Source organism: Arthrobacter rhizosphaerae, from assembly GCF_023062595.1.
GTDB classification, from domain to species: Bacteria; Actinomycetota; Actinomycetes; order Actinomycetales; family Micrococcaceae; genus Arthrobacter; species Arthrobacter rhizosphaerae.
This window is the reverse complement of sequence record NZ_JALLAN010000010.1, coordinates 112,891-136,355: the sequence shown is the minus strand read 5'-3', so window position 1 is coordinate 136,355 and position 23,465 is coordinate 112,891. Positions and strand designations below refer to the sequence as shown.

17 protein-coding genes, 1 tRNA gene and 1 riboswitch are annotated in these 23,465 nt (G+C 62.0%); of the genes, 3 read left to right on the top strand and 15 right to left on the bottom strand.

Going from position 1 to position 23,465, the window contains the following annotated elements; all coding sequences use genetic code 11:
• Window positions 1–32: 32 nt before the first annotated feature.
• The 4 genes from rpmA to MU551_RS14650 all read right to left on the bottom strand — a co-directional run bounded on the left by rpmA (window position 33) and on the right by MU551_RS14650 (window position 6,037).
• Entirely contained in the window at window positions 33–296 is a 264-nt protein-coding gene (gene rpmA, locus MU551_RS14665) for a 50S ribosomal protein L27 (RefSeq protein ID WP_247045811.1), read from the bottom strand.
• A gap of 60 nt (window positions 297–356) precedes the next feature.
• Window positions 357–665 carry a 50S ribosomal protein L21 gene (rplU, locus tag MU551_RS14660; protein ID WP_247045937.1) on the bottom strand — a complete coding sequence of 103 codons (309 nt, stop codon included), beginning with the start codon at window positions 663–665 and terminating at the stop codon, window positions 357–359.
• A 342-nt stretch (window positions 666–1,007) separates the two neighbouring features.
• Window positions 1,008–2,579, bottom strand: coding sequence for a bifunctional hydroxymethylpyrimidine kinase/phosphomethylpyrimidine kinase (locus MU551_RS14655; protein WP_247045809.1), 1,572 nt, complete (start codon window positions 2,577–2,579; stop codon window positions 1,008–1,010).
• Window positions 2,562–2,659, bottom strand: a riboswitch (TPP riboswitch). Its footprint overlaps the gene before it by 18 nt.
• Before the next feature lie 120 nt (window positions 2,660–2,779).
• Window positions 2,780–6,037, bottom strand: coding sequence for an Rne/Rng family ribonuclease (locus MU551_RS14650; protein WP_247045807.1), 3,258 nt, complete (start codon window positions 6,035–6,037; stop codon window positions 2,780–2,782).
• A 489-nt stretch (window positions 6,038–6,526) separates the two neighbouring features.
• Here MU551_RS14650 and MU551_RS14645 point away from each other — a divergent pair, with 489 nt between their 5' ends.
• Window positions 6,527–7,204 (top strand): vitamin K epoxide reductase family protein, encoded by a 678-nt coding sequence (locus tag MU551_RS14645; protein WP_247045805.1) that lies wholly within the window; start codon window positions 6,527–6,529, stop codon window positions 7,202–7,204.
• A 93-nt stretch (window positions 7,205–7,297) separates the two neighbouring features.
• Here MU551_RS14645 and ndk read toward each other — a convergent pair whose 3' ends face one another.
• The 4 genes from ndk to ileS are packed head-to-tail and all read right to left on the bottom strand — an operon-like array spanning window position 7,298 to window position 12,920.
• Window positions 7,298–7,714, bottom strand: a complete 417-nt coding sequence (gene ndk / locus MU551_RS14640; RefSeq protein WP_247045803.1) for a nucleoside-diphosphate kinase — start codon at window positions 7,712–7,714, stop codon at window positions 7,298–7,300.
• 40 nt (window positions 7,715–7,754) lie between these two features.
• Entirely contained in the window at window positions 7,755–8,219 is a 465-nt protein-coding gene (locus MU551_RS14635) for a DUF4233 domain-containing protein (protein ID WP_247045801.1), read from the bottom strand.
• 3 nt (window positions 8,220–8,222) lie between these two features.
• Complete coding sequence (locus MU551_RS14630; protein WP_247045799.1) at window positions 8,223–9,584, bottom strand: bifunctional folylpolyglutamate synthase/dihydrofolate synthase; 1,362 nt, start codon at window positions 9,582–9,584, stop codon at window positions 8,223–8,225.
• Between the two features lie 3 nt (window positions 9,585–9,587).
• Window positions 9,588–12,920 (bottom strand): isoleucine--tRNA ligase, encoded by a 3,333-nt coding sequence (gene ileS, locus MU551_RS14625; RefSeq protein ID WP_247045796.1) that lies wholly within the window; start codon window positions 12,918–12,920, stop codon window positions 9,588–9,590.
• A gap of 392 nt (window positions 12,921–13,312) precedes the next feature.
• Between ileS and MU551_RS14620 the strand changes: the two genes are divergently transcribed.
• Window positions 13,313–14,332 carry an endonuclease/exonuclease/phosphatase family protein gene (locus tag MU551_RS14620; protein WP_247045794.1) on the top strand — a complete coding sequence of 340 codons (1,020 nt, stop codon included), beginning with the start codon at window positions 13,313–13,315 and terminating at the stop codon, window positions 14,330–14,332.
• A gap of 72 nt (window positions 14,333–14,404) precedes the next feature.
• On the opposite strand, the gene MU551_RS14615 is transcribed toward MU551_RS14620, so the two are convergent.
• The gene (locus MU551_RS14615) at window positions 14,405–15,169 is read right to left on the bottom strand and encodes an SDR family oxidoreductase (RefSeq protein ID WP_247045792.1); all 765 of its coding nucleotides are present in this window, start codon (window positions 15,167–15,169) and stop codon (window positions 14,405–14,407) included.
• An 88-nt stretch (window positions 15,170–15,257) separates the two neighbouring features.
• Here MU551_RS14615 and valS point away from each other — a divergent pair, with 88 nt between their 5' ends.
• A complete protein-coding gene (valS, locus tag MU551_RS14610; RefSeq protein WP_247045790.1) occupies window positions 15,258–17,879 on the top strand; it encodes a valine--tRNA ligase in 2,622 nt (873 codons plus the stop codon).
• Between the two features lie 321 nt (window positions 17,880–18,200).
• On the opposite strand, the gene MU551_RS14605 is transcribed toward valS, so the two are convergent.
• The 6 genes from MU551_RS14605 to MU551_RS14580 all read right to left on the bottom strand — a co-directional run bounded on the left by MU551_RS14605 (window position 18,201) and on the right by MU551_RS14580 (window position 23,440).
• Window positions 18,201–18,815 carry a mycothiol-dependent nitroreductase Rv2466c family protein gene (locus MU551_RS14605; protein ID WP_247045788.1) on the bottom strand — a complete coding sequence of 205 codons (615 nt, stop codon included), beginning with the start codon at window positions 18,813–18,815 and terminating at the stop codon, window positions 18,201–18,203.
• 67 nt (window positions 18,816–18,882) lie between these two features.
• Entirely contained in the window at window positions 18,883–20,172 is a 1,290-nt protein-coding gene (gene clpX, locus MU551_RS14600) for an ATP-dependent Clp protease ATP-binding subunit ClpX (RefSeq protein ID WP_247045787.1), read from the bottom strand.
• A gap of 184 nt (window positions 20,173–20,356) precedes the next feature.
• Window positions 20,357–21,016: an ATP-dependent Clp protease proteolytic subunit gene (locus MU551_RS14595; RefSeq protein WP_247045785.1), complete on the bottom strand. Its 660-nt coding sequence runs from the start codon at window positions 21,014–21,016 to the stop codon at window positions 20,357–20,359.
• A 36-nt stretch (window positions 21,017–21,052) separates the two neighbouring features.
• The gene (locus MU551_RS14590; RefSeq protein ID WP_247045935.1) at window positions 21,053–21,649 is read right to left on the bottom strand and encodes an ATP-dependent Clp protease proteolytic subunit; all 597 of its coding nucleotides are present in this window, start codon (window positions 21,647–21,649) and stop codon (window positions 21,053–21,055) included.
• Window positions 21,650–21,893: 244 nt separating this feature from the next.
• Window positions 21,894–23,285, bottom strand: coding sequence for a trigger factor (gene tig, locus MU551_RS14585; protein ID WP_247045783.1), 1,392 nt, complete (start codon window positions 23,283–23,285; stop codon window positions 21,894–21,896).
• An 80-nt stretch (window positions 23,286–23,365) separates the two neighbouring features.
• Window positions 23,366–23,440 (bottom strand) — tRNA-Pro (locus MU551_RS14580).
• Window positions 23,441–23,465: the final 25 nt, after the last annotated feature.

Here is a 23,465-nt window from a genome sequence, read left to right as displayed (position 1 = left end):
ATGGCCCGCTCCACCGGTTCAAAAACTATTTGTTACTCTGCAGCTGCAGCAGTAACGATGTTCACGACCCGACGGCCGCGGCGGGTGCCGAATTCAACAGCGCCTGCCTGCAGTGCGAACAGGGTGTCGTCGCCGCCGCGTCCTACGCCGGCGCCCGGGTGGAAGTGGGTGCCACGCTGGCGGACGATGATTTCGCCTGCCGAAACGACCTGGCCACCGAAGCGCTTGACGCCAAGGTACTGTGCGTTCGAGTCACGACCGTTGCGAGTGGAACTCGCGCCTTTTTTATGTGCCATTTGAAATGCCTGCCTCTAAATTCTGGGGAATCTGCTGAAAACCTGAACAGTAACCAGTGGCTACTTGATACCGGTGATCTTGACCTTGGTCAATTCCTGACGGTGACCCTGGCGCTTCTTGTAGCCGGTCTTGTTCTTGAACTTCTGGATGACAATCTTCGGACCACGGAGGTCCTGAAGGATTTCAGCCGTAACAGTTACCTTAGCCAGATCCGCAGCTGCGGACGTGATCTTGTCACCGTCTACCAGGAGCAGTGCGGGCAGCTGAATAGTGCTGCCGGCTCCACCGGTGACGCGGTTCAGGGTAACGAAGTCTCCAACGGAAACCTTCTCTTGGCGGCCGCCTGCGCGGACAATCGCGTACACCACTTGGGAACTCACTTCTCTCGACGTTTCTTACTAAATTTGCGTGCGGAACCTGGGTCCGGATATTTGGCCTGGCTCACGCTGTGCCTCAACGCCGTGGATTCCTCAAGGAAATCCGTGAGCTAGCCCGGAAACAATGTCCACTTGTTTTCCAAGTGGCCGGTTCCCGAGGTCAAAACCCAAGTGTTGGCGTAAGCACCGAAGATCTAGTTTACGCTAATTTTGCCTTCGGCCGCAAATGAGGCTGGTTCCGGGGCTGAGTACGTGATAGGGGCCACAACGGCTGACCTGACGACTTCCCGAACCTTGCCCCATGATCTTACAGGCTCCCCGGCCGCTTCAGGTTCACGCGTGCAGGCGTGGCGCGTCAAAGAATTCGACCTCGTAGCGGGAGGACTGCCCGAACGCCGCCACCATTGCTTGGCGCTCGGCCTCGGAACCTGCCCGTGCGGCCCTCTCCGTAAACTTGATGGCCTGGCGTGTTGCGGCGGCAAACTCCTCGTCCGCGTACGTCCGCAGCCAGTCGGCGTAGGCATGTCCCGCCGGAGCACCGGTGGCCTGGAATTCCGTGTGGAGGGTGGCTCCTACTTCAGCGTAAAGCCAGAAACATGGCAAAGCAGCAGCAACAAGCACTCCGTAGCTTCCCGCAAGTGAGCTGGCAAGGAGGTGGTCCACGTACGACTTTGTCACAGGCCCCAGCCCCGACTGGACGGGGCGTGTGCTGAGCCAACTGCGGTGGAGTTCGGATTCGACTTCCAGGCACTGCTGTGCGGACCGTGCCCAGAACAATTGTTCCTCTTCGGTGGGAGCCATTGCCGAGGCCCTTGCGAGCACCCTCGAATATCCGTTCAGGTAGATCGCGTCCTGGCTGAGGTAGTAGGCAAACTGCTCTTCGGGCAGGGAGCCTTCAACGAGGCCACGGATGAACTCGAGGCGGTAGATGGATGACAAATGATGGTCCGCGCTCTCGCGCAGCTCCTCCATGAAGTCTTTTCCGGACTGCCCTGCTGGCTGCCCTGCGAGCTCCCTTGCGGTGTTGGCCTGAAAGTGGTGAAAGTGATGGACAGGGCCGGCTCCCCTGCCAACCTCGAGGATCTCTGATTCTTCCAAGGCTCCGCGGAGCCAGGGCTTGACCTCCCGCAGGGCCTCTTCCCAGCTTCCCAGCCGCGCCTGGGCGGTCGCCAAAGCTGACGACAGTGAACATCCGGTTCCGTGGCTGTTCCTCGTCGGCACACGGTCACCCGGCACCACCACCACCTCCGCCTCGAATCCGGGCGAAGCACTCACGAGGGCATCCGGGCATTCCCCGCCGTCGAGATGCCCGCCCTTAACCAACACTGTGGCGCCCGTGACGGCTGCGAGGCGCCTGCCCTGCTCCAGCGCCGCGTCCCAGTTCTTCGCCAGGGGCTCCTCCAGCAGCATGGCGAGCTCCGCGAGGTTCGGCGTGAGCAGATCAGCCAGGGGCAGCAGAGCACGCAGTGCTGCTTCAGCGGATTCCTGGAGCAGCCGGTCCCCGCTGGTGGCCACCATGACAGGATCCAGGACCACGACGCCGGGGCGTACTTTAGTAAGCCAGCTCCTGACCACCCCGATGACGTCAGCGTCTCCCAGCATCCCGATTTTCACGGCGTCCACGACGATGTCATCACTGATGGCATCCAGCTGTTCGGCTAAAAAGGAGGCGGGCGGCACATGGACGGCACGGACGCCTTGGGTGTTCTGCGCCGTAAGTGCCGTAACAACTGCCATTCCGTAGCCACCATTGGCCGCAATACTCTTCAGGTCTGCCTGGATCCCGGCGCCGCCTGACGGGTCTGAGCCTGCTATCGCCAGTACTCGGGGGATGGTCCGGAGAACAGCTCTGACGGAATCGGCAGGCGCAGGTGACGGCAAAAACGTTGAGGACAAAGGAGACATCCCTTCGCCGGTGCTAACCGGACAGGTTCAACGGGTGTGGATCTCAGCCGGCCCTTTGCGCGGCACCCCGTGTCAGGATCCCAGCCTAGCTGGTGTGAGCCGGTGTTAAACAGCTGAAGCCCGGACCGGGAGATTCCAGTCCGGGCTTCAGCCCTATCTAATGCCTATTGGCTGCAGTTCGCTTTGGAACAGCTCAACTCTCACAGCTCTGAGGCGGGCACTCCCACACCGAGGATGATGGGCTCGCTTGCCGAGGCGGCCGGCTTCGCGGGCGCCAGCGGAACCTTGGCCGCGTAAGTGGAACCGGTGGCGGCAGGCGCATCCTGGTTCTGCTCGACGGCGGTCTCGTTCGCAGCCCCCTGCGCACGGCTGGCGCTGCGGTTACGGCGCCCCCGCCTGGAGGACGATCCAGCTGCGATCGGAGCGGCGTGGACCTCGGCTACAGGCCTACGGGCTTCCTCAGGCTTCCGTGTTTCCTCAGTCTCCTGTGGCTGATCACTCTGCTCACCCAGGTGGGCAAAGGCCTCCGCCAACAGGTCCAAAGTCAACTCAGGTGTCCCCGTTGACGCCTCACCAGCGTGGTCCACGAACGGAAGAACCACTCGTTCACCACCGAAGGTAAGGACAGCGGCGGGACGTCCACCGGAGGTGTCGTCGCCCTGGCCGGAGCGGCTGGCGTCGGAACCTGCCTGAACAGGCTCTGTTGCCTGCGCCCGCGACGTTTCGCGGGAGCGGGACGGCGCGTGGGCAACGGATTCCGAGCGAACAGCTTCCCGTTCGGCAGTGGCTGCGTTGGCACGGGCCGCCTGGACGTCGTCGTCATGAAGGTGGGCGGCATGCGCCGCGGCGGCGATGTTGGCCAGCGCTGCCCGGGTTGCTTCGGCCTTAGCGTGACGTTCGGCCTCAGTGGGTTCGGCGTGAACCGGTGCCGGAAGCGTCAGCGGCTCTCCAAGGCCCTGCCCGCCCTTGCCGCGGCGCCGCTTGCGCTCTGTCCGCGCAGCCGGCTGCACTTCGGCGCGCGGCACATAGTGCTCGGCGGCAACGGTGTTGGCCCTGCGGTGCTCCACTGGCTCGTCATGGGTGACAACGCCGCGGCCGGCGCAATGCTCGCACTGCTCGCCGAAGACCTCAAGGAGGCCGGTACCCATCCGCTTACGGGTCATCTGGACCAGGCCCAGTGAGGTAACTTCAGCCACCTGGTGCTTGGTCCGGTCACGGCCCAGGCACTCGACCATCCTGCGGAGTACCAGATCCCGGTTGGACTCCAGGACCATGTCGATAAAGTCGATGACGATGATGCCGCCGATGTCCCGCAGGCGCAGTTGGCGCACAACTTCCTCAGCAGCTTCCAGGTTGTTCTTGGTGACGGTCTCTTCAAGGTTTCCGCCGCTGCCCGTGAACTTGCCGGTGTTGACGTCCACTACCGTCATCGCCTCAGTGCGGTCGATGACCAGGGAGCCACCTGACGGCAGGAAGACCTTACGGTCCAGCGCCTTGTGGATCTGCTCATCGATGCGCCAGGCCGAGAAGATGTCCTGGTCCTTGGTCCACTTTTCCAGGCGGCCAACAAGGTCAGGTGCCACGTAGGTCACGTAGGCCTCGATGGTGTCCCAGGCGTCCTCACCGGAGACGATCAGCTTGGAGAAGTCCTCGTTGAAGACGTCACGGACCACCTTGATGGTGAGGTCCGGTTCCCCGTAAAGCAGTTCCGGTGCCAGGACTTTCGTGGAGGTCGCTTGGCTTTCGATGCCTTCCCACTGCGCGCGGAGGCGGTTGATGTCGTGCGTGAGTTCCTCTTCGGAAGCCCCCTCCGCGGCAGTGCGGACAATGACGCCCGCATCTTCGGGCAGGCGGTCCTTGAGGATTCGCTTGAGCCGGTTCCGTTCGACGTCGGGAAGCTTGCGGGAGATTCCGGTCATGGAGCCGCCCGGCACGTAGACCAGGTAGCGGCCCGGCAGGGAAATCTGGCTGGTCAGGCGTGCGCCCTTGTGCCCTACGGGGTCCTTGGTGACCTGGACCAACACGGAGTCGCCTGATTTGAGGGCGTTCTCGATGCGGCGCTGCTTGCCTTCAAGGCTGGCAACATCCCAGTTGACCTCGCCCGCGTACAGCACGGCATTACGGCCGCGACCGATGTCGACGAAGGCAGCCTCCATGGACGGCAACACGTTCTGGACTTTACCCAGGTAAACGTTGCCGATCAGTGAATCCTGCTGGGTCTTGGACACGAAGTGCTCGGCCAGGACGCCGTCTTCGAGAACGGCGATCTGGATTCTGTCGTCGCGCTGGCGGACGATCATCTGCCGGTCGACGGATTCACGGCGTGCCAGGAATTCAGCTTCAGTGATGACCGTGCGACGACGGCCCGTATCGCGCGACTCGCGCCGGCGCTGCTTCTTCGCCTCAAGGCGCGTGGAACCCTTGACGCTCGTGACGCGGTTGTTTACGGGCGCCTCGCTGACGGCCCGCGGAGCGCGGACCCTCGTTACGGTGTTGGGAGGATCATCATCTCCCCCGCCGGTAAGTTCAATGTCCTGGTCACCACGGCGGCGACGACGACGGCGACGCGACGTCACGCCGTCACCCAAACCTGCAGTTCCCTGCTCATCAGCTTCCGCTTCACCGGCGTCACCGTCGGTGTCCTCTGTATCGTCTCCGGGCTCACGGTCGGTTCCGCGGCTACGGCCACGGCGGCCGCGGCTGCGGCGACGGCGGCGGTTGCCGGATTCGTCCAGTTCGCCCTCGTCAGAGGCGTTCTCGGTTTCATCTTCGTCCTCAACAACAGGTGCCGGGACAGGCCGGACGACCGTGCTGAGATCGGGCGCCTGGAAAATCATGGAGGTTACCGAACCTGGCTCCAGGAACAAGGAACCCACCGCGCCGGCTGTCTCGGGCTTAGGCTGCTCGGCAGCCACTACTTCCGGAGATTCCGGGCGTTCCTGGGCAGCCTCGGTTTCCTGGCCCGGAGCAGTAACAGCGGCACCGGCAGACTGGACAGCGTCAACTGCTGCTTCTTCAGGCTCGGTAGTCCCCTCGGCGGCTTCCTCGTCAACTGCGGGACCAGCTACTTTGGCGCGGCTGGCACGCCGACGTACAGGCTTCTTCTTCGGGGCGTCTTCCACCGCAGAGTCCAACGCTGCGGGTTCTTCGGCGACTGCTGCTTCTCCAGCGGCGGCTGCGTCCTCAGCGGCGGCTTCTTCGGCCACGGCGGCTTCCTCAGCGACGGCGGACTCAACGCGCTTGCGTGCACGGCTGCGTTTTGCGGGAGCGGCCTTTTCCGGTGCCCCGGTTGCTTCACCCGTGTCCGCGGCAGCAGCGGCCGGATCGATGGGGATGCCTTCTGCGGTGACGGCTTGGGTCTTAGGTATGGCCTTGCGGCGGGTCCGGGTGGCCTTCTTTGGCGATTCGGGAGCTTCCGCAGCTTCGACGTTAACGGCTACAACTTGGTCTTTATCCATATGTGGCGATACTCCTGCCCCTGACGTACCGCCACATTCGGCACCCATTGGGGCACATATTGTCAAAACCCGCAGGCATTGACAGAAGTCAATTGAATACCCTCAGGTTCGCACCGGCAGTGGGGTGCGGCAGCCCTGGAGGGCCGGCGAAATTGTTCTGAAAACCCGTTGTTCTACCAGCCACAACCAGGTGCCGTCCAATGGCATTGCGTGATAGGCCGTGATCGAAGGATCCCCGGCGTGCCCTGCTCATCATTGGCGGTCTTGGGAAACAAGTCACCGGACCGGAATCCGAATGTGGTTCGTCTTCCAGCCACGTTCATTCTCTCACACGAGGAGTCGATTCACGGGGGACGCGCACAACAGCGGCCACGGTGCCGGCGACTCCGGGTGGACTGCCACACCGGGACACCGCCGTCACACCGCGCACCCAGAGTCCGGCGTTACAATCGGGCAAGGACCACTCAACACAAAGGACGCATCAAGCTCATGCCCAGCATCTCCAAGACCACTGGCGGCGCTGCGCCTGCACAGGGTTTCACCGACTCCGCCGGAAACCCCGAGGAGCAGGGGTTGCCTCCGATGACCCGTGCCCGCCCGTTCGCCTGGCTTCTGGTTACCACGGGCATCATCGGCTGGCTCGCCTCGGGAATTCTGGTTCTTGAGAAACTCGAAACGCTCAAAGACGCCAACTACACCACCGTATGCGACATCAACCCGTGGATCTCCTGCGGTCAGGTCATGCAGACGTGGCAAAGCTCTGTCTTCGGCTTCCCCAACATGTTCATCGGCATCGTGGCGTTCGCCATCATTATCACCACGGGCATGGGGTTGCTCGCCGGGGCCACGTTCGGCCGGTGGTACTGGCTGGGCCTTCAGACCGGCGTGACCTTAGGCTTCATTTTCGTGATCTGGCTCTGGTCTCAGGCACTGTACGACATCCATGTCCTGTGCCCCTTCTGCATGGTTGTCTGGGCGGCCATGATTCCGCTGTTCGTCTGGGTGACGATCCGCAACGTGGCCCACAAGGTCATCCCTGTTTCCGCGGGCCTGGCAAAGACACTTGGCGATTATGGCTGGATCATCACGGCACTCCTGTACGTAGCCGCGATCGCGTCGATCTTTTTTGCCTTCCTGAACATGTTTGTTGGCAACTCGGGAATGTAACCCGGGTTCCTCACGCGCCGAAAGTGCAGATAAGGCCAATGTCCGCGCCGGACATTGGCCTTATCTGTCATCTCGCGCAGGAGTGAGGGGTGCCTACGGGAACCAGATGCCGATCTCGCGCTCGGCCGAGTCGATGGAATCGGAGCCATGGACCAGGTTCTGCTGGACCTTCAGGCCCCAGTCACGGCCGAAGTCGCCACGGATGGTTCCGGGGGCCGCGGTGGTGGGATCGGTGGTGCCCGCCAGCGAACGGAAGCCCTCGATCACTTTGTGGCCTTCGAAGATGGCAGCAACCACCGGGCCGCTAAGCATGAATTCCACGAGGGGCTCGTAGAACGGCTTGCCGGCGTGCTCGGCATAGTGCTGCTCGAGCAGTTCCCTGCTGGCATTGACCTTTTTCAGCTCGGCCAGCGTGTAGCCCTTGGCCTCAATCCGGCTCAGGATGATGCCGCTCAGGTTCCGGACAACGCCGTCGGGCTTGATCAAAACGAGGGTGCGCTCAACGCTCACAGGTGCTCCAAAGTAGTTGGTGGTGGGGTTCTCCGTAAGTCTACGGGGTTTCGCTGCCGGCTTCGGGCTCACTCCCGACCGGATGGGAGGCTTCCCATTCGGCCTGTTCACGCTCCCGCTGGGCGGCTTCAGAATCGAGCCGGATGCCCGTACGGATGCCGTACCACCAGGCAAGGGCAAACAGTCCGCCAACGAGGAACATCATCGGTTCCACGAGTCCGGTAAGGATCAACACAAGCTGCAGCACCCAGCCGAGGCCTACGCCCCAGGGTTTGGACAGCACAGCGCACGTGAAAACCAGGACAAGGCTTAGGGCGATGCCGACGGAAAGAATGAGTACGGGAGAAATCTCCCCACGCCTCAGGCCAAATACCGCCAGTGTTGCGAAGAACGCCACGAAGCCCTCAAGCAACAGGACCGTCGAGGCGAACATCACTTTGGTGGAGCGGCGTTTCTTTGGCATGCCCGGCTGCCATTCACGCTGGGCCTTGGTGAGTCTGGCCATCGCCTATACCTCGGTCTTCCCCAGCAGGATGCGGGCTTCTGCAACGAGGGTGATGGAGCCGGTCACGAGGACGCCACCGGAGAGGTCATCATTAGACTCGGCGCGCTCCACGGCCCATTCAAGGGCGTCGTCCAATTGGGCCGCGACGTGGACGTTGTCCTCGCCAAATCCCAGGTCCAGGGCCAGCTCTTCAAGGTCTTCCGCCGGGACAGCACGGGGCGAGTTGGACTGCGTAAAACAGTATTCAGCCGCGAGGTCTCCAAGTGACTCTTTGAGCTGACGGAGAATCTCCTCAGCATCCTTTTCCTTGAGCACGCCCACCACCACCACGAGTTTTGTCAGGGTGAAGGCTTCATGGATGGCTTCGGCCGAGACCCGGATTCCTTCGGGGTTGTGGGCGGCATCCACGATGATGGTGGGCGCAGTCCGCACCACTTCCAGCCGGCCGGGCGAGGTCACGGATGCGAAGGCCTCCTGGAGGATTTCGGCGTCGAGCTCTTTCTCCCCTCCGCCGAGGAATGCCTCAAGAGCTGCCACGGCCACAGCAGCGTTCTCAGCCTGATGCGCGCCGTGCAGCGGCAACAGCAGGTCCTCGTAGCGCCCTGCGAGTCCCTGGATGGTGACGACCTGGCCGCCGACAGCAACAGTGCGTGACGCTACACCGAACTCAACACCCTCAAAGCGGAACGGAACCTGGACTTCCTTCGCTTTTTCCAGGAGCACCTGTGCTGCGTCCACGGGCTGGGCTGCGCTGACCAGGAATCCGCCGGGCTTGATGATGCCCGCTTTCTCGTACGCGATGTCCTCGGTGGTGTCGCCAAGGAGGTCGGTGTGGTCCAGCGAAATCGGCGTAACGACGGCAACCTGCCCGTCGCCCACGTTCGTGGCGTCGGTGATGCCGCCCAAACCGACTTCCATCACAGCAACGTTGACCGGCTGGTCCGCGAATACGGCGAAGCCGAGGATGGTGAGGCATTCGAAGTAGGTCAGCCTGGGCTGGCCTTCGGCAACGAGCTCTTTGTCCACTATCTCCAGGTAGGGCCTGATCTCGTCCCAGATCCGCACGAAGGTGTCATCCGGTACCGGCGAGCCGTCAATACTGATCCGTTCCGTCACCTTGGAGAGGTGCGGGCTGGTGTAGCGCCCGGTGCTGAGGCCATGGGCGCGCAGGCCGGCCTCGATCATCCGGGCGGTAGAGGTCTTCCCGTTGGTGCCCGTGATATGGATGATGGGGAACGCCTTGTTAGGCTCCCCCAGGATTTCCATTGCCCGGAACAAGGGAGCAAGCCGCGGCTCCATCTTGTTTTCCGGGGCACGGCCCAACAGCTCGGCGTAGACGCTTTCTACGGAGAATTCGTCGGTCATTGCTCAGGCCCCTATTTTTTCGACGGAGATTCGCGGTTCTGCTGAATCGGCGGGAGTAGCCACGAGATCCACGGTGAGTGTCTCGGTCTTGACCAGGTCCGCATTGGCCAGCAGGGAGTCCACGACGCCCTGCGCTGCTGTGACAGTGGTCCGGATACGGTCACTGACGTTCAGTCCTGCATCCTTGCGTGCCTGCTGGATGGCGCGGACCATGTCGCGTGCAAGGCCCTCGGCCTCGAGTTCGGGCGTGACTTCGGTGTTGAGGACCACGAATCCACCGCCGGGCAATACCGCGACGGAGGCCGAACCGCCGTCGGACTCGGCAACCACTGTCTCCAGTGCGTACTCCTGCGGCTCAAGTTCCAGCCCGCCGGCAGTAACCACCCCGGCTTCGTCTACCGACCAGTCCCCGGACTTTGAGCCCTTGATGGCCTGCTGGACGTTTTTCCCGAGACGCGGACCCGCGGCCCTCGCGTTGACCACGAGCTTCTGCTCGATGCCGAATTCCTCCGGAGAGGCGCTGGCAGCGTCGAGCAGCCGAACGGAGCGCAGGTTCAGTTCATCGGCGACGACGGCGGCGAAACCTTCCAGCGCATCCGCGCCGGATGCCACCACAGTGAGTTCCTGCAGCGGCAGGCGGACACGGAGGTTTGCTGCCTTGCGCAGGGACGAGCCCGTTGAGCAGATCTGCTGCACGCGGTTCATGGCCTCGACGAGGCCGGCATTTGCGGGGAACAGCCCTGCGTCCGGCCAGTCGGCCAGGTGCACGGAGCGCCCGCCTGTCAGTCCGCGCCAGATCTCCTCGGACACGAGCGGCAGCAAGGATGCCGAGACGCGGCAAACAGCCTCAAGCGCGGTGTAGAGCGCGTCGAAGGCGTCAACGTTCTCGTCGAAGAAGCGCTGACGGCTGCGGCGGACGTACCAGTTGGTGAGCATGTCCAGGTAGCTGCGGAGTTCATCGCAGGCACCTGAGATGTCGTAGCTGTCCAGCTGCGCGGTCATGTTCCGCACCAGATCACCGGTGTTGGCCAGCAGGTACTGGTCCATGGTGTCCGTGTAGCCGTCGTAGCGGAGGCTGGCTTCGTAGCCGTCGCCACCAGCGGAAGCGTTGGTGTACAGCGTGAAGAAGCTGTAAACGTTCCAGAGCGGCAGGATGACCTGGCGGACGCCGTCGCGGATTCCCTGTTCGGTGACCACAAGGTTGCCACCGCGGAGGATGGGGCTGGACATCAGGAACCAACGCATAGCGTCAGAGCCGTCGCGGTCCAGCACCTCGGACACGTCGGGGTAGTTCCGAAGGCTTTTGGACATCTTCTGCCCGTCAGAGCCCAGCACGATGCCGTGGCTGATGACGTTCCGGAAAGCCGGGCGGTCAAACAGCGCAGTCGAGAGGATGTGCAGCATGTAGAACCAGCCGCGTGTCTGCCCGATGTACTCCACGATGAAATCTGCGGGGTTGTGGGTGTCGAACCATTCCTCGTTTTGGAACGGGTAGTGGACCTGGCCGTAGGGCATGGAGCCGGAGTCGAACCAGACGTCCAGGACGTCCTCAACGCGGCGCATGACCGACTGGCCCTCTTCCGGGGAGCGGGGGTCATCCGGGTTGGGCCTGGTCAGTTCGTCGATGAAGGGCCGGTGCAGGTCAACCTGACCGTCCTTGTTCAGCGGCAGCCGGCCGAAATCGGCCTCGATCTCGGCGAGCGAGCCGTAGACGTCAGTGCGCGGGTACTCGGGGTCAGTCGACTGCCACACCGGGATGGGGCTGCCCCAGTAGCGGTTCCGGCTGATTGACCAGTCGCGGGCATTTTCCAGCCACTTGCCGAACTGCCCGTCCTTCACATTGCCCGGGATCCAGTTGATCTCCTGGTTAAGCTCGGACATGCGGTCTTTGAATTTGGTGACTTCCACGTACCAGGAGGACACGGCGCGGTAGATCAGGGGGTTGCGGCAGCGCCAGCAGTGCGGGTAGCTGTGCTCATAGCTGGCCTGGCGGACCATGCGGCCCTGGGCGCGGAGCACCTGCGTGATGGGCTTGTTGGCGTCGAACACCTGAAGCCCCACAATGTCGTGGAGGTCTCCGTGGGAGAACAGCGGCAGGAATTTGGCGCCCTCATCCACTGACAGCACCACTGGAATGCCGGCCTCTTCACAGACCTTCTGGTCATCTTCACCGTAGGCAGGGGCCTGGTGGACGATGCCCGTACCGTCCGTCGTGGTGACGTAGTCGGCCACCAGGAACCGCCAGGCATTCTCCGTGCCGAATTTTTCGGCATCGCTAAAGTCGTTCCAAAGCGGCTGGTACTGAAGGCCGTCAAGCTCGGCTCCCGTGACAGTGGCCGTCACCGAGGCCTGGGCGGCTTCAACGCCTGCCGCGCCATCGCCGTATCCAAGGTCCTTTGCGTACATGCCCAGAAGGTCTGCAGCAAGAAGGAAGCTTCCGGTCACCGGCGCTTCAGGGGAGGCGGCCTTGATCCCGTGGGGACCGGCCGGAAGCACGGCATACGTGATGGAGGGCCCGACGGCGAGCGCCAGGTTGGTGGGCAGCGTCCAGGGCGTTGTGGTCCAGGCGAGCGCCTGTACCCCTTCGAGGCGCCGGGACAGTTCGGATGCTCCTGCCTTGATGGGGAACGTCACGGTGACGGTCTGGTCCTGGCGGTTCTTGTAGACGTCATCGTCCATGCGCAGTTCATGGTTGGAGAGCGGTGTCTCGTCCTTCCAGCAATATGGCAGCACCCGGTAGCCGTTATAGGTGAGGCCCTTTTCGTGGAGCTGCTTGAAGGCCCAGAGCACGGACTCCATGTATTCGACGTTGAGTGTCTTGTAGTCATTCTCAAAGTCCACCCAGCGGGCCTGGCGGGTGACGTAGTTCTTCCACTCATCGGCGTACTTCATCACCGAGGCCCGGCAGGCGTCGTTGAATTTGTCGATGCCCATGGCTTCGATCTGGGTCTTGTCGGTCATGCCGAGCTGTTTCATGGCTTCGAGCTCGGCAGGAAGCCCGTGGGTGTCCCAGCCGAATCGGCGCTCGACACGCTTTCCGCGCTGCGTCTGGTAACGGCCCACCAGGTCCTTGGCGTAGCCGGTCAGGAGGTGGCCGTAGTGAGGCAGGCCGTTGGCGAACGGCGGACCGTCGTAAAAGACGAACTCGTTGCTGCCCGGGGCGCCTCCCGGGAGATCCGAAGGGCGCTGGTCGATGCTCGCCTGGAATGTCCCGTCATGGTCCCAGTACTTCAGGATCCGCTCTTCAATCTCCGGAAATTTCACGGAGGCGGAGACACCTGAGGTAGGGGAAGCTGCACCGGCAGGTGCGGCCGAGGCCTTGGGGTAATGGGTCATTTCGACATCCTGGGTTGAGCTGGTGAATAAGTGGATTCATTCAGGATGCGAGGACGGCTCCTGGCTGGTCGTCCAGTCTCGCTGTCCTGCGATACTTTCCAACGTAGCCCGGCACCGCGGTACCACCTCACTTACCTCCGCCGTCTGACTCCCTCGTAAGGGAGCTGAACCGGCGTCGGCCGCTCATTACTGCTGTGACGGGCTTACCCGTCCGGCTCTACTGACCCTCCCCGCGTATGACCTACGGTGAGGGCGTTCTTCCGGAAGCTCGCCGGTGATTGCCGGGTCAAAGCTGTTGCAGCCAGTCTAACGGTTCCCGCCCGGGGCCCGCTAACCGGAATCCCTCCGAAGGATGAGGCGTTGGTGCCGCGGTCATCTCTAGACTCATGGTCATGACAGTGCCTACCGCCGAGCAGGCTGCCCCACCTTCCGGCTTTCGCTTTGCTGCCCGGTTCATAGCCATCCTGGTAAGTCTGCCGGTGGCGGTCCTGACTGTCTTCCGCGCCATTCCTGCTGAATGGCCGACGCCGGTGGTCCAGTTGCTGTCCTTCACACCATGGCTGGTGTTGCCCGCGGCCGCTGCCGCTGTTTTGGCTGTTTTGGGCAGGAAGGCCTGGGCAATGGTCATCGCCGGGGGGCTGTTCGCTGTGCAGTTGTTCTGGCTGTTCCCTCTGGATCCCGGCAGGCACGTGCAGGCGCCTTCCGCGCCAACGGTGGAACTTACAGTGATGAACATCAACTCGGAGTACGGAGAAGCCGACGCCGGGGAGATTGTCAGGCTGGTGAGGGAGAACAGTGTTGGACTGCTGACGATCCAGGAACACAGCCAGGCTTTGGAGGACCGGCTTGCTGCCGAGGGCATAGGCAGGATACTCCCGAACAGGATCAGCGATCCCACCGATGATGCAGCGGGAAGCGCCATCTACTCGGTGCATTCCCTGCAGCCCGTGGGTGAGGTTCCCGACAGCCCGTTCCAGATGCCCACGGTCCGAGTGACTGTCCGCAAGGAAGCCCTGAGCGCCGTGCTAGAGGCGACGAACGTTCATGTACTGCCTCCGGTGGATGTCCGGGTCGAGCAGTGGCGCAGCGATCTCCGGGCGCTTGGACGGGTGGCAGACCGTTCCGGCAACCAGTTGCTGATCGGGGACTTCAATGCCACTTATGACCACTCGGAGTTCAGGCAACTGCTCGACCGCGGCCCCGCTGATACAAAAATGGTGGATGTGGGAACGGCCACAGGCTCCCGGCTGCTCCCCACCTGGCCCATGGAAGGTCCGCGGCTGCCCGGAATCGCGATTGACCACGTAGTGATCAGCCCCCACGTGCAAAGTTCCGAATATTCGGTGCACCGCGTCCCGGGGTCTGATCACGCCGCGATCGTTGCCGCGCTCCGGATTCCGGCCGGCGGCTGACTGCTGGTTCGGCGGTCTGTTCCGGATGGTTTGATCCGACGGGTCTGTCCCGGAGGATTACCTGCCTGGAGACTAGGTGTTCTTCCGGATTACTTTGTGATTGGCCGCCTGAGCTACCGGCCGGATCACGATCTGGTCCAGGTTCACATGGTGGGGAGCCGTGACTGCATACCGGACGACGTCCGCTACGTCTTCGGCTGTCAGGGGGTTCTCGACGCCCTGATAGACATTTTCGGCGGCTGTGCGGTCTCCACCGAGGCGGTTGAGGGAAAATTCCTCCGTTTGGACCATCCCCGGCGCAATTTCGATGACGCGGATGTTGTGCTCTGCCTCTTCCAGCCGGAGTGCCCCGGTCAGGGCGTGCTGGCCGAACTTGGCTGCGTTGTAGCCCGCACCGCCTTCGTAGGCCACCAGACCGGCAGTGGAGGTGAGGTTCAGTACGGTGCCTTTGCCGTTGGCCCGAAGCATGGGCAGGAACGCGCGGGTAAGTTTCATGGTCCCCAGGACATTCACCTCGAACATCCAGGTCCAGTCGTCGGTCTTTGCCTCGCCGACCTTGTCGGTGCCGCGGGCGCCCCCGGCGATATTGACCAGAGTGTCGGCACCTCCGGCCTCGGTGACCTCAGCCAGCAGCTGTGCGACGTCGGCATCCTGGGTAATATCCGCCGGGATGGCGACGGCGCCTGTCTCGGCAGCCAGCGTGGCCAGGCGTTCCTCCCGGCGGGCCACCGCGAAGACGTTCCAGCCCTCTTTACGCAGCGCACGGACAGTAGCCTCGCCTATGCCTGTGCTTGCCCCGGTAACCACTGCCGACTTGTTCGGTGTCTCCTCAGTCATGGCACCACCCTAGCGGGATTGCGCGCTCCGCGATTAGTGTGACCAGCTCCCGTGCGGCCCATGGAAGAGACCATGAAACAATTGCTCCATGGCTCAAGCAAATCAGGGTACAGACACGCCCACCACTGCCCCTATTAACGTTCCCGACAAACCCGCGCTGGAAGGGCTCGAATCTGCCCTCACGCAGCGCTGGCTGAACGAAGGCACATACAGGTTCGATCCGCAGACGACGCGTGAACAGGTCTATTCCATAGACACTCCCCCGCCCACGGCATCAGGATCCCTTCATGTGGGCCACATGTTCTCGTACACGCAAACAGACGCGCTGGCACGCTACCAGCGGATGTCCGGCAAGAACGTCTTTTACCCCATGGGCTGGGACGACAACGGCTTGCCCACGGAGCGCCGCGTACAGAACTTCTATGGTGTGCGCTGCGATCCTGCCATTCCCTATAACGCCGATTACCGGCCGCCGGCAGTGCCAGCCAAGAACCAGCGCGATTTCGACGTCGTCTCGCGCCGGAACTTCATCGAGCTGTGCGAGGAACTGGCGGTTGAGGACGAAAAAGTCTTCGAGAACCTCTTTCAGACCCTGGGGCTCTCCGTCGACTGGAACCTCACCTACCGGACCATTGACGACAACTCCCGCGCCGTTTCACAGCGTGCCTTCCTGGCCAACCTGACTGCCGGTGACGCCTATATGGCGGAGGCTCCCACCCTGTGGGATGTGACTTTCCGCACCGCTGTGGCGCAGGCCGAGCTGGAGGACCGGGAGGTAGCCGGCGCATACTACCGCTACCCGTTCTTCACCGAAGACGGCGAGAAGATCTACATCGAGACCACCCGTCCGGAACTTCTGGCAGCCTGTGCCGCCCTCGTGGCGAACCCCGACGACGAGCGATACCAGCCGCTGTTCGGCAAGAAGGTCACCTCTCCCCTGTTCGGAGTGAAGGTGGAGGTCAAGGCCCACCCCCTCGCGAAAGCGGACAAGGGTTCAGGCATTGCCATGGTCTGTACCTTTGGTGACCTGACCGACGTCACCTGGTGGCGTGAACTCCAGCTGCCCACCCGTGCCATTGTTGGCCGGGATGGCAGGATCATCGGCGAGACACCGGAATGGATCACCACCGACGCCGGCCATGAAGCCTTTGAAGCCATCTCCGGCAAGACGGTGTTCAGCGCCAAGGAATCGGTAGTGAAGCTCCTCTCCGAGGCCGACCTGCTCGACGGCGAGCCCAAGAAGATCATGCACCCGGTCAACTTCTACGAAAAGGGCGACAAGCCCCTCGAAGTGGTGACCTCCCGCCAGTGGTACATCCGGAACGGTGGCCGGGACGAGGACCGCCGCGAACGACTTATTGCCCGCGGGCATGAGATCGAATTCCACCCGTCTTTCATGCGCTCACGTTACGAGAACTGGATCTCGGGGCTGAACGGCGACTGGCTGGTTTCCCGTCAGCGCTTCTTCGGTGTCCCGATTCCTGTCTGGTACCCGCTGGATGCTGACGGCAACCCGGAGTATGACGCCCCGATCCTGCCTGCGGACCAGCAGCTGCCCGTGGACCCGGCTGCCGATGCTGCACCGGGCTACGAAGAAGCCCAGCGCGATGTTCCCGGCGGCTTCACTGGAGACGCAGACATCCTTGACACCTGGGCGACGTCCTGCCTGACGCCGCAAATTGTGGGCGGCTGGAGCCGGGACGAGGAACTCTTTGCCAAGGTCTTCCCGTTCGATCTCCGCCCGCAGGGCCACGACATCATCCGGACGTGGCTCTTTTCCTCCGCCGTCCGTGCCGATGCCCTGCAAAACACCGCGCCCTGGAAGCATGCTGCCATTTCCGGCTGGATCCTGGACCCGGAGCGGAAGAAGATGTCCAAGTCCAAGGGCAATGTGGTGGTTCCTACCGACATCCTGGAAGAGTTCGGCTCCGACGCCGTGAGGTACTGGGCTACGTCGGCCAAGCTGGGAGCGGATACGGCCTACGAGATCGCGCAGATGAAGATCGGCCGCAGGCTGGCCATCAAGCTGCTGAACGCCTCCAAGTTCGTCCTCAACCTTGGCGCAACCGAAAACTCGGTCGTTTCAGGCGACTTGTCCGTTCTCACCAATCCGCTGGACCGCGCCGTGCTCGCGCAGCTTTCGGACGTGGTGCAGCAGGCCACCAAGGCTTTTGAGAACTACGACTACGCTCGAGCGCTGCAGATTACCGAGAGCTTCTTCTGGCAGTTCACGGATGATTACGTGGAGCTCATCAAGGACCGGGCCTACGGTGCGTCCGGGCCGACCGAACAGGCATCGGTTCTGGCCGCCCTCGCTACCACCCTGGACACGCTGCTGCGCCTGTTCGCACCCTTCCTGCCCTTCGCCACCGAGGAAGTGTGGAGCTGGTGGCGCTCAGGTTCGGTTCACCGCGCCGCCTGGCCGTCCGTGCTGGAAGTTACCGATGGCGACACCACCATGCTCGCAACAGTGGGCACAGCACTGAGTGGAATCCGCAAAGCCAAGTCCGAGGCCAAGGTCAAACAGCGCACCGAGGTTCTTTCCGCAACGATCACTGCATCCGAGGCGCTGACAGCGCAGCTGCGGGCCGGCCTTGGCGACCTGAAAGCCGCCTCCAATGCCCGGGAGATCACCCTCGAAGCCGCGAACGGGGAATTGACCGTGAGTGCCGTGGAGTTGGCTCCCGCTGAAGAGGTGCAGAAGGCCTAGGAGCGTCCAGGAGCCATTTTTGGGCAAAGGGGAAGCCCCATCAGCGTTTTGCCGTTGGTGGGGCTTCGACTTTTCGGCTGTCTGGTGACGTCTTTGACAGTCTGGCAAGATCCTCAGATTTTCAGGTCTTCCTACCCCGTCACTGGTAGTCTGCTTCTGACTTTGCCGAAGGCTGCGTCAGATGCATGTCACTGAATCTTTGGTTCTTGCGTCCCACTTCTTTCGAAGTGGGTAAGAACTATTGTTGTCCCGCGTGCAGGGATGCGCAAGAGCACCGGGAGAACTACAACAGGGTAGTTTTCCGGTGCCCTCGGGTCAGCTTCAGTCGAACTCGGGGCGTTCCGTCCGGCTCCGCTTGAGCTCAAAGAAATGCGGGAACGATGCAAGGGTGACCGTTGCGTCCCACAGCCGGCCCGCTTCCTCACCCCGCGGTATCCGCGTCAGGACCGGGCCAAAGAATGCGGTGCCGTTGAAGGCAACAACCGGGGTGCCGACGTCCTGGCCCACGAGGGAGATCCCGGCTTCGTGGCTTGCGCGCAATTGGGAATCGAAGTCATCCGAAGAGGCAGCATCAGCAAGAGCTGCAGGGAGGCCGACATCAGCCAGGGCCTTCGCGATCACGAGCCCGTAGTCCTTCTCGCCGCCGTCGTGGATGAGGGAGCCCATCGCGTCATACAACGGCTTGATCACCTGGGCCCCATGCTGCTTACTGGCTGCAATGATGACCCGAACCGGTCCCCATGCCTTGTCTATGAGTTCGCGGTAGCCGGCGTCGAGATCGCGGCCCTCGTTCAGGACAGCGAGGCTCATGACGTGCCATTCAGTGGTTATGTTGCGGACTTCCTCCACCTCACCGATCCACCGGGACGTGATCCAGGCGAAGGGGCAGATGGGATCGAACCAGAAGTCGGCTTTACTGGCAATGGTTTCAGGCACAGTGAATCTCCTCGAAAAGGCGTCAGGGCATGGCGCGATACAGGCGCACGCTCAGCACAGCGAAGGCCTAGGCGGATTTATTCCGCCGTTTCGCAACCACGTCATGGCCGATCATGGTGGGTTGGCCCTTCTTGGAGACAACGTCGGCCGTAATGACAACGCTGGCGATGTCGTCCCGGCTGGGGAGATCGAACATCACCGGAAGCAGGACTTCCTCCAGGATGGCACGCAGGCCGCGGGCTCCGGTGCCCCGCTCCAAAGCCTGATCGGCGATGATGTTCAGGGCCTCGTCGTCGAACACGAGTTCCACGCCGTCCAGCTGGAACATCTTCTGGTACTGCTTGATGAGGGCGTTCTTGGGGGTGGAGAGGATCTGGATCAGCGCCGAACGGTCCAGGTGGGAGACGGTGGTGATGACGGGAAGCCGGCCAATGAACTCCGGGATAAGTCCGAACTTCAACAGATCCTCCGGCATGACTTCGCCGTAGGAATCGACCTTGTTCTTGACCTCGTTCAGCGGGGCACCAAATCCTATGCCCTTGCGCCCGGAGCGGGAACCGATGATTTCTTCCAGGCCCGCGAAGGCGCCGGCCACGATGAACAGAACGTTCGTCGTGTCTATCTGAATGAACTCCTGGTGCGGGTGCTTGCGTCCGCCCTGCGGGGGAACTGAGGCGACAGTTCCTTCCAGGATCTTCAGGAGCGCCTGCTGCACGCCTTCACCGGAGACATCACGGGTGATGGAGGGGTTCTCGCTCTTCCGCGAGATCTTGTCGATCTCGTCAATGTAGATAATGCCTTGCTCGGCCTTCTTGACGTCGTAATCCGCCGCTTGGATCAGCTTCAGCAGGATGTTCTCAACGTCCTCCCCAACGTAGCCGGCTTCGGTCAGTGCGGTCGCATCCGCGACGGCGAACGGAACATTGAGCCGGCGGGCAAGGGTCTGTGCCAGGTAGGTTTTACCGCAGCCGGTGGGACCGATCAGGAGGATGTTGGATTTAGAAATTTCGACGTCGTCATGGTGGACACCTTCAGCGAGAGTACCGATCTTGGGTGCGTGGCCTGCCTGGATGCGTTTGTAGTGGTTGTAGACGGCCACTGCCAGCGATCGCTTGGCCGGCTCCTGGCCAATGACGTATTCCTGCAGGAAGTCGAAGATCTCGCGGGGCTTGGGGAGTTCGAAGCTGCCAAGATCAGCTACTTCCGCAAGTTCTTCCTCAATGATCTCGTTGCAAAGCTCAATACATTCGTCGCAGATATAGACACCGGGCCCGGCAATGAGCTTGCGCACCTGCTTCTGGCTCTTTCCGCAGAAAGAACACTTCAGCAAATCGGTGCTCTCGCCAATCCGAGCCATATGGAAACCCCTTAGTATCTTGCTGCGGAAGCAGCTCTGCACCGGTTGTTGGAATCACCGACGTGCCTGAGACAAGCCCCGCCGTGACAACATCCACTCTAGGTCACATTGGGCCTGAAGGGTGGAAACCGGACGCCGATACGGTCCAAAAAAATCTGAAACGTACCGGCGCCGGGTGGAATTGCTACCGCGTGATGGCCTGCGGCTTGATCTTGCGCGAGTCGAGAACCTGGTCGATGAGGCCATAATTCATAGCCTCCTCAGCCGTGAGGATCTTGTCGCGCTCGATGTCATTGTTAACCTGCTCGGACGTCCGGCCCGAGTGGTGGGCAAGCGTATCCTCAAGCCAGGCGCGCATCCGCATGACCTCCGCGGCCTGGATCTCGAGGTCCGAAGCCTGGCCGCCCTGTCCGCCGGAGAGGGCGGGCTGGTGGATGAGGACCCTGGCGTTCGGCAGAGCGAGGCGCTTGCCCGGGGTTCCTGCGGCGAGGAGAACTGCTGCGGCACTGGCAGCCTGGCCGAGGCAGACCGTCTGGATCTCAGGACGGATGTACTGCATGGTGTCGTAGATGGCCGTCATGGCGGTGAAGGAGCCGCCCGGCGAATTGATGTACAGCGTGATGTCGCGGTCCGGGTCGGTGGACTCGAGTACCAGCAGCTGTGCCATGACGTCGTCGGCAGAAGCGTCATCAACCTGGACGCCGAGGAAGATGATGCGGTCCTCGAACAGTTTGGTGTACGGATCCTGGCGTTTGAAGCCATAGGGGGTGCGCTCTTCGAACTGCGGCAGCACGTAGCGGCTGGTAGGCAAATTACCGGCAGACGATCCGAAGTTGTAAGTCATGTTCATTGCTCCTGAATTCAGTTCTGTCTGTGCCGGTTAGTTCTGGGCGGTTCCGCCGCCACCGGCAACGGAGCCGGCGTGGGCGGAGATTCTGTCGAAGAAGCCGTATTCCAGGGCCTCGACGGCTGTGAACCACTTGTCGCGGTCATTGTCCTTGAGGATGGTATCGACGGTCTGGCCGGTCTGCTCTGCAGTGAGTTCGGCCATGACCTTCTTCATGTGCAGAATGAGTTCCGCCTGGATCTTGATGTCGGAGGCGGTGCCTCCGATGCCACCTGAGGGCTGGTGCATCAGGATGCGGGCATTCGGCGTGGCGTAGCGCTTGCCCTTGGTGCCCGAGGAGAGCAGGAACTGGCCCATGGAAGCTGCGAGGCCTGTGGCCACCGTCACAACATCGTTCGGAATGAACTGCATGGTGTCGTAGATAGCCATGCCGGCAGTGACGGACCCGCCCGGAGAGTTGATGTAGAGGTAGATGTCCTTATTGGGATCCTCAGCCGAGAGGAGCAGCAGCTGCGAGCAGATCGCGTTGGCGTTCTCGTCACGGACCTCGGAGCCGAGCCAGATGATGCGCTCTTTCAGCAGTCGGTTGTAGATGTAGTTGTCCTGGGCGGCCGGATCGACAGTGGCCATTCTCGGAGCCGCTGATTGCTGTGACATATGTGCTTACCTCTCGCTGGTGACGGTGACGTCACTGAACGACATCACGGAACTTCACTACTTGGACACTAACCGTTTTCATGGCCGTTTTGTTCTCAGGAATCGCGCTGTTCGCTGACGGCGCACCGTACTCGCGCAGATGGTTCCACGCGTCCAAACGGTGGTTAAATGCGGCAGCCCCCGGATCAGAAATCCAGGGGCTGCCTTGCAACATAGCTTAGAACTTTACGGCTGCCGGGTCATCGCTCGCAGCGACGTCGGTTGCCGGCGCTTCGGCTGCTTCGGCCTCTTCGCCTTCGGCGACAGGTGCCTCTTCAGCACCGGGGCGGACGAAGTCGCTAAGGTCAACCTTGTTGCCCTCGGAGTCGGTGACCTCCGCCTGGCCCAACACTACGGCCAGCGCCTTCCGGCGGCGGACCTCGGATACCATCATGGGAACCTGGCCGCTCTGATCGATGATCTGGGCGAACTGGTTCGGGTCCATGCCGTACTGGCTTGCAGTGGTCACGATGTAGTCGATGAGCTCGCTCTGGCTGACACCGACTTCTTCCTTGTCCGCTATGGCGTCAAGAATGATCTCGTTCTGGAAGGCGCGCTGGGTGTTGGCCTTGACCTCGGCGCGGTGTTCCTCGGTGTCGTGGTCGCCTTCACCGTGGGAGTTCTCAGCCTTGAAGTGGGCCTCGAGCTGCTCTTCAACTACGGAGTCCGGTACGGGAACCTCAACCAGCTCAACCAGCTTGTCCAGGACCTTGTCGCGGGCCTCGACGCCCTGCTCCACTACCTTGGACTCGGCTGCCTGCTTTGCCAGGTCCTCGCGGAGTTCCACAAGAGTGTCAAACTCGGAGGCAAGCTGGGCGAAGTCGTCGTCAGCCTCGGGGAGCTCGCGCTCCTTGACGGACTTGACCACTACCTTGACCTGCGCGGCTTCACCGGCGTGGTCACCGCCAACGAGGGTGGTTTCGAAAATGGCGTCTTCGTCGGCACTCAGGCCGGTGACGGCCTCGTCGAGGCCTTCGAGCATTGTGCCGGTTCCCACCTGGTAGGACAGGCCGGACGCGGAGTCGACTTCAGTGCCATCAATGGTGGCTGTGATGTCAATGGTGAGGAAGTCATCATTAGCGGCCGGACGGTCGACGGGCTTGAGCGTGCCGAATCGGCCGCGAAGCTCGTCAAGGGCCTTGTCGACGTCGGCATCCGAAGAAGCCGCAGCAGCGACCTCAACCTTGATGCCGGCGTAGTCAGGAAGTTCAACCTCGGGACGAACGTCAACCTCGGCGTGGAACTTCAGTTCACCATCGGTGGAGGACGGATCCGGCACCTCGGTGATTTCAACCTCGGGACGGCTCAGGGGACGGATACCCGATTCCTGGACGGCAGCCTGGTACCAGCCGTTAAGGCCTTCGTTGATGGCAGTCTCCAGCACGTAGCCACGGCCAACACGCTGGTCGATCAGTTTGGAAGGAACCTTGCCCTTGCGGAAACCGGGGACCTGGATCTGCGAAGCGACAGTCTTGTATGCCTCTTCGATGCTGGGCTTCAATTCCTCAAAAGGGACCTCAACATTGAGCTTGACCCGTGTAGGGGTGAGGTTCTCGACAGCGCTCTTCACAGTCTAAGTACTCCTGGTTTTTGTGGGATGGGTTTCTGCGAACTCAATGTCCTGTCCGGCCGTCGGCCGGGACTGCAGAGTCGGGGTGACAGGATTTGAACCTGCGACTTCCTGCTCCCAAAGCAGGCGCTCTAGCCAAGCTGAGCTACACCCCGTTAGTGCACAGGACAGTCTACGGGG

What these genes read in the sequence shown, in the direction of transcription:
- rpmA (WP_247045811.1), bottom strand. Translation starts at nt 296, where the DNA reads ATGGCACATAAAAAAGGCGCGAGTTCCACTCGCAACGGTCGTGACTCG.
- MU551_RS14655 (WP_247045809.1), bottom strand. Translation starts at nt 2,579, where the DNA reads ATGTCTCCTTTGTCCTCAACGTTTTTGCCGTCACCTGCGCCTGCCGAT.
- MU551_RS14650 (WP_247045807.1), bottom strand. Translation starts at nt 6,037, where the DNA reads ATGGATAAAGACCAAGTTGTAGCCGTTAACGTCGAAGCTGCGGAAGCT.
- MU551_RS14645 (WP_247045805.1), top strand. Translation starts at nt 6,527, where the DNA reads ATGCCCAGCATCTCCAAGACCACTGGCGGCGCTGCGCCTGCACAGGGT.
- MU551_RS14635 (WP_247045801.1), bottom strand. Translation starts at nt 8,219, where the DNA reads ATGGCCAGACTCACCAAGGCCCAGCGTGAATGGCAGCCGGGCATGCCA.
- MU551_RS14630 (WP_247045799.1), bottom strand. Translation starts at nt 9,584, where the DNA reads ATGACCGACGAATTCTCCGTAGAAAGCGTCTACGCCGAGCTGTTGGGC.
- ileS (WP_247045796.1), bottom strand. Translation starts at nt 12,920, where the DNA reads ATGACCCATTACCCCAAGGCCTCGGCCGCACCTGCCGGTGCAGCTTCC.
- MU551_RS14620 (WP_247045794.1), top strand. Translation starts at nt 13,313, where the DNA reads ATGACAGTGCCTACCGCCGAGCAGGCTGCCCCACCTTCCGGCTTTCGC.
- MU551_RS14615 (WP_247045792.1), bottom strand. Translation starts at nt 15,169, where the DNA reads ATGACTGAGGAGACACCGAACAAGTCGGCAGTGGTTACCGGGGCAAGC.
- valS (WP_247045790.1), top strand. Translation starts at nt 15,258, where the DNA reads ATGGCTCAAGCAAATCAGGGTACAGACACGCCCACCACTGCCCCTATT.
- clpX (WP_247045787.1), bottom strand. Translation starts at nt 20,172, where the DNA reads ATGGCTCGGATTGGCGAGAGCACCGATTTGCTGAAGTGTTCTTTCTGC.
- MU551_RS14595 (WP_247045785.1), bottom strand. Translation starts at nt 21,016, where the DNA reads ATGACTTACAACTTCGGATCGTCTGCCGGTAATTTGCCTACCAGCCGC.
- MU551_RS14590 (WP_247045935.1), bottom strand. Translation starts at nt 21,649, where the DNA reads ATGGCCACTGTCGATCCGGCCGCCCAGGACAACTACATCTACAACCGA.